At 40.4% G+C, this 5,014-nt stretch carries 6 protein-coding genes; all 6 read left to right on the top strand.

Translation table 11 applies throughout. From position 1 onward, the window contains the following. Positions 1–431 precede the first annotated feature (431 nt). The 6 genes from AABI99_RS17475 (at position 432) to AABI99_RS17450 (ending at position 5,010) form a co-directional block, all read left to right on the top strand. Positions 432–914, top strand: coding sequence for a MarR family transcriptional regulator (locus AABI99_RS17475; RefSeq protein ID WP_004586011.1), 483 nt, complete (start codon positions 432–434; stop codon positions 912–914). A gap of 107 nt (positions 915–1,021) precedes the next feature. Continuing rightward, the gene (locus AABI99_RS17470; protein WP_338367398.1) at positions 1,022–2,341 is read left to right on the top strand and encodes a carbohydrate porin; all 1,320 of its coding nucleotides are present in this window, start codon (positions 1,022–1,024) and stop codon (positions 2,339–2,341) included. A 127-nt stretch (positions 2,342–2,468) separates the two neighbouring features. Further along, positions 2,469–2,867: a YbaN family protein gene (locus AABI99_RS17465; protein WP_338367397.1), complete on the top strand. Its 399-nt coding sequence runs from the start codon at positions 2,469–2,471 to the stop codon at positions 2,865–2,867. 121 nt (positions 2,868–2,988) lie between these two features. Next, complete coding sequence (locus AABI99_RS17460) at positions 2,989–3,621, top strand: PepSY-associated TM helix domain-containing protein (protein WP_338367396.1); 633 nt, start codon at positions 2,989–2,991, stop codon at positions 3,619–3,621. After that, positions 3,621–4,130: a DUF2271 domain-containing protein gene (locus AABI99_RS17455; protein ID WP_338367395.1), complete on the top strand. Its 510-nt coding sequence runs from the start codon at positions 3,621–3,623 to the stop codon at positions 4,128–4,130. Before AABI99_RS17460 ends, AABI99_RS17455 begins: the two co-directional genes overlap by 1 nt. 34 nt (positions 4,131–4,164) lie before the next feature. Beyond that, entirely contained in the window at positions 4,165–5,010 is an 846-nt protein-coding gene (locus AABI99_RS17450) for a DUF4198 domain-containing protein (RefSeq protein WP_338367394.1), read from the top strand. The last annotated feature ends 4 nt before the right edge of the window (positions 5,011–5,014 follow it).

Raw genomic sequence — 5,014 nt, 5'->3', positions numbered from 1 at the left:
CGCATGTTTGGCATTTATGCTGCGTTATCGCCTATTTATGGGGAATAACCACACTTCATAGGCTCTGCCTTGCCTAAAAACCAAACATACTGCTGCAAATTCAAACGCCAAAGGTCAACACGCCCTAATACATACACAGCTAACTTACAAAAAATTACTAACTAGCAACAGCTGTTATGAATAATACTAAAGTCTATATCACAAAGCTTGCGAATTATTCACAACATACGTAGTGTGCGCACCGCAATGCAAACAAAATGCTAGAACATTTAATAAACGTTAAACAAAATTAAGCTATTTTAGTTTCTGCTCAAACTAATAAAAACCAATAAACATGGGCTGAAGCTTAATTTACTATTTGAATTCAATTTATTTGATGTGTAACATTTCGCGATTACGGCACAACTTTGGCCCATCGACGAGATAAGCAAATGCAAAAATATGACGAATTATTAGTTTCTTTACGTAAAGTAATCCGCGCGATTGATTTACACTCTAAGCAACTAAATAAAACATCAGGTTTAACAGGCCCACAATTGCTTATAATGCAAGAAGTAGCGCACACCGATGGAATAACAGCAAGCCGTATTGCTCAAAATGTTAACTTAAGTCCGGCTACTGTGACTAATATTCTAGATAGAATAGAAAGCAGAAACCTTGTAACACGCGTTCGTAGTCAAATGGATAAACGTAGAGTGAGTTTATACCTCACCGAGCAAGGGAAAGAGTTACTTGAAAAAGCACCTCAGCCACTGCAAGAACACTTTATTGAAAAGTTTTCTGCACTTGCAGAGTGGGAGCAAAGTTTATTGCTTTCATCTATGCAACGCGTTGCAGCAATGATGGATGCTGATAAGTTAGACGCATCACCTCTGTTAGAGGTAGGCGCACTAACTCAAACACCAAACAAATAAAAAAAATAAAAAATAAAAAATAAATTTAATTGAGTTCTTACACTATTCGTAAGGGGCTTTTGGGCGCCTTGAATTTTTTATTTTTAACCAAAACTTGAGCATCAACAATGACTAAACTCTCAAAATTAACATTAGCACTTATGCTTGGTGGTGCAGCAAGCACTGCTCACGCATCCGATCTTGATACCTTACAAAACCAGTTAAAGCAACTTAAACAACAAATGCAGTTGCTTGAACAGCAGCTTGCTGATGAAAAATCAAAGCAAAGCAAAATCAATAAGCAACACGAACAACAAGTTGCCGAGATCAGTAAAAAGGCCGATAACAAAGAAGTTGTTGTTGCACAGGCTGCGCCAGAAAAAGAAGATGAAGGCATTAAGATTGGTGGTGCCGTGCGTTTTAACTACAGCACTAATACCTATGATGAAGACACGCAAGACCGTGGCGGCGATTTAGACTTTGAAGTTTTTCGCATTAACTTATCGGGCGAAATCAGTGATATTTCTGTAAATGGTGATTTTCGCTTTTACGATTACATGACCATTGTTAAGTACGCCTACTTAGGCTACGAGTTTACAGACGGTTGGGAAGCGCAAGCCGGTATCGCACCTGTACCGTTTGGTAACGGCCCATACAACTCACACAGCTACTTTTTTAGCACTAACTACTATGTTGGCCTAGAAGATGACTTTGATTTAGGTGTAACAGTAAACCGTAAACTTAAAGACAACTGGAAACTAGACCTAGGCTTTTTCAAGAACGATGAAGTAGGCGGTGTTGATGGCAGCTCAGAGGTTAACGAACGTTACTCTTACGACATAGTTGGTAGCCGCGCAACAACCGAAGGCACTTACGATGCTCCAGGTTCTCGCATAGGTGAATACAACACATTTGCGGGTCGCACAGTGTATCAAATTGAGCACAGCGAAAACGCTAAAACCGATATTGGTGTATCACTATTAAGCGGTGGCCTACATGATGGTAACGATCGTGCGGGTGATTACGGCGCTTGGGCGTTTCATGTAAACAGCCAAATTAATAACTGGAATATTCAATTTCAGCACGGCGAGTACGACTACGATCTAGACGACAACAGCAACCGTTTTGTAGTGGGTGCGTTTGATTACTTCGATACCGTATCAAGCGAAGCAACCATGACTAACTTTAACGTAGCATACGACCTATCGCTTGACTGGGGGCCGGTAACTGGCGTTCAATTTTACAACGATTACGGCATTATTTACGACAAGTCTAACGACAGCCCTAACACATGGATGAACGTAACAGGCATGAGCGTATCGGCAGGTCCATTATTTACCTACTTTGACTTTATTCAAGCACGTAACCAACCATTTATTGGTGGTTCAATTGCGGGTGATGGCGATACAGAACGTCGCTTTAACATCAACGTAGGCTACTACTTCTAAATAATTAAACATATTTAGTTTTTTAAAAGGGCAAATTCAGTTTGCCCTTTTTTGTATTTATAGGGTTAGATTTTACAACGATTTGACCTACAATCCTTACTAATAGCCATTTTCTAAAAGAGCCTAAGTGAATATAAAGTCAGTATTTATTTGTTATAAAAACTTATGGCTAAAAGCACTTGGGTTAGTGTTAGTCGCGCTTGGTATTATTGGTATTGTACTGCCGGTCATGCCTACCACTATTTTTTTTATTCTTGCGCTTACCTGCTTTACTCGCTCATCACCGGCGCTTGAACACTGGCTGCTTAATCACCCTCGTTACGGCGTTACCTTACAACAATGGCAAGCGCATAAAGTAGTGCCTGTAAAAGCAAAATGCTATGCCGCTATTGGTATGTTAATTGGCTTTGTATTTTTGCTTTATTCGAGCGCCCCTATGTGGGTTGTGTACCTTGTTGCCCTAATTGAAATAGCCGTAATGACTTACCTAATTTTAAGACCCTCACACCCACCTAGCGCTAAATAATCCCTCTATTTGCATGCGAGTATCATTAAGCCAAAAATTTAGTGTAAAGTTAAGTAAGTAAATTTGTAATAGTTAATGCAAATGATTATCATGTTGTCACTTTAACTTAATTACTGTTTTTATGGCGTTTATTAATAAGCGAGCCTTATACAGCACAAGCCGTGCGCTCCATATTTATATTTCTACAGCTTTGTTTTTTTTACTTATCCTGTTTTGTGTTAGCGGCATTGTGCTAAACCATGTTGACTGGCTCAAAAATGATAAAAATAACGGCCAACTTACCGCGGCGATCCCTGCAGGGTTAGTCACTAAAGCAAACTCCCAACGAGAAACACTACCAATCCTCTATCCAGATATAGAGGCTTACTTAGCTGAGCAATATGCACTCACAAACGTTAAAAGTATAGAGTGGGAAAAAGAAGATGCACTAGTTATGCTCGACTACCCCCTGCCCGCTGGCTTTGCCTATGCAGAGCTTGATTTTACAACTGGTGAGCTAAGCCTTGATTACCAAACGGGTGGCTTTTTAAGTCTCATTGGCGATTTACATAAAGGCCGTTACACGGGCGAGGTGTGGAGCTGGGTAATTGATATTTCAGCGGTATTGATGATTATTTTTGCCATCACCGGCATGATTATTTTATTTCAAAACAGAAAAAAACGCTTAGCAGGTGTATGGATAACCGTATTAGGCATAGCTACGCCTTTGGTTATTTACCTATGTTGGGTGCCACAAATTAAAGGAGTGTCTTAATGTTAAAAGTAAATACGGTACTAAGTGCAGCATTATTAATGGTTGCCGCTTTATTTCAAACAACTGCGCAGGCGCAAACGCCGCAGTTAGAGATTGAATTAACCCTACCTGATCTAGATGTACAGCCTTACCACCGCCCTTACGTAGCTGTATGGCTAGAAACACCTCAGCGTAAACACGTAACGACACTTGCGCTATGGGTACAAAAAGCTGAATGGTTTAAAGATTTACGTCAGTGGTGGCGCAAAGCGGGCAAAACCGATATCAACTTTGACGGTATAAGCGGAGCAACTAAACGCGCCGGCACATACACGATTGATTGGCAGGGTAAAGATTTAGATGGTAACACCGTAAAACCTGGTAAATACCTTTTAAATATTGAAGTTGTGCGCGAAGAAGGCGGCCGTGATTACAGCCGCGTAGAGCTTGATTTAACACAATCAGGAAAACTTACCATTGAAGGTAAAAAAGAATTTTCAACCAGTTTTGTCACCGTAAGTACTAAGTAGCTGTTACTTAATCATTTGAATTTAAGGAAATACAATGAAAACTAGTTTATTAAAAACCGCATTAATTGGCGCTCTTAGCTTTTCGGCGCTGGTATCTACATCTGCAAACGCGCATAGCCGCTGGTTACTGCCATCTCACACATCATTATCTGGTGATAAAGCACACTACGTAATGATTGATGCAAGCATATCAAACGAAATATTTGCACCCGACAAAGCCTTTAAACCAAAAGAAAAAGGCGCGGAGTACGATGACACATTACTAATAGCACTTGCGCCAAACGGCGAGCAAGTATCTGAAACCATTCGTGCTTATTACCTAAAACGTAAAAGCTCTGCCGCAGTAAGCTTAAAAGAAGAAGGTACTTACCACATTGCAATGACACAAAAGCCAATGTACATGACCTTTTACAAAAACGAAGAAGGTAAGCGCAAACGCGTATTTGGTAAAAAGTCAGAGGCTAAATTACCAAGCAATGCAAAAGATGTAACTACGACTAAGGTTATTTCTACAGTAGATACGTTTGTAAGCCGTAACGGTACTTCAAAGCCAGCACAACTTGGTTTAGGCCTTGAGCTTAGCGGCCCTACGCATCCAAACGATTTATTTGTTGGCGAGCAAGCGCGCTTTCAGTTACTACAAGATGGCAAACCAGCGGGCGAAGGCATTGAAGTAAGCATTTTAAAAGGCGATACACGCTACCGTAACGAGCGTGGCGAAGTAAAAGTAACAACCGACAAAAACGGCATGTTTAGCACAACTTGGAAAGAGCCAGGCCTATACCTAATCGAAACTTCTAGCAAAGTTAAAGTAAACGAAGAAGGTGTTGATGCAGGACGTTATGCGTTATTTACTACGTTAGAAGTTGCGCCTGAATAATTTT

Origin of the sequence: uncultured Pseudoalteromonas sp., from assembly GCF_963922945.1 — a bacterium.
Taxonomy (GTDB): Bacteria; Pseudomonadota; Gammaproteobacteria; order Enterobacterales; family Alteromonadaceae; genus Pseudoalteromonas.
This window is presented reverse-complemented; position numbering and strand designations above follow the sequence as displayed.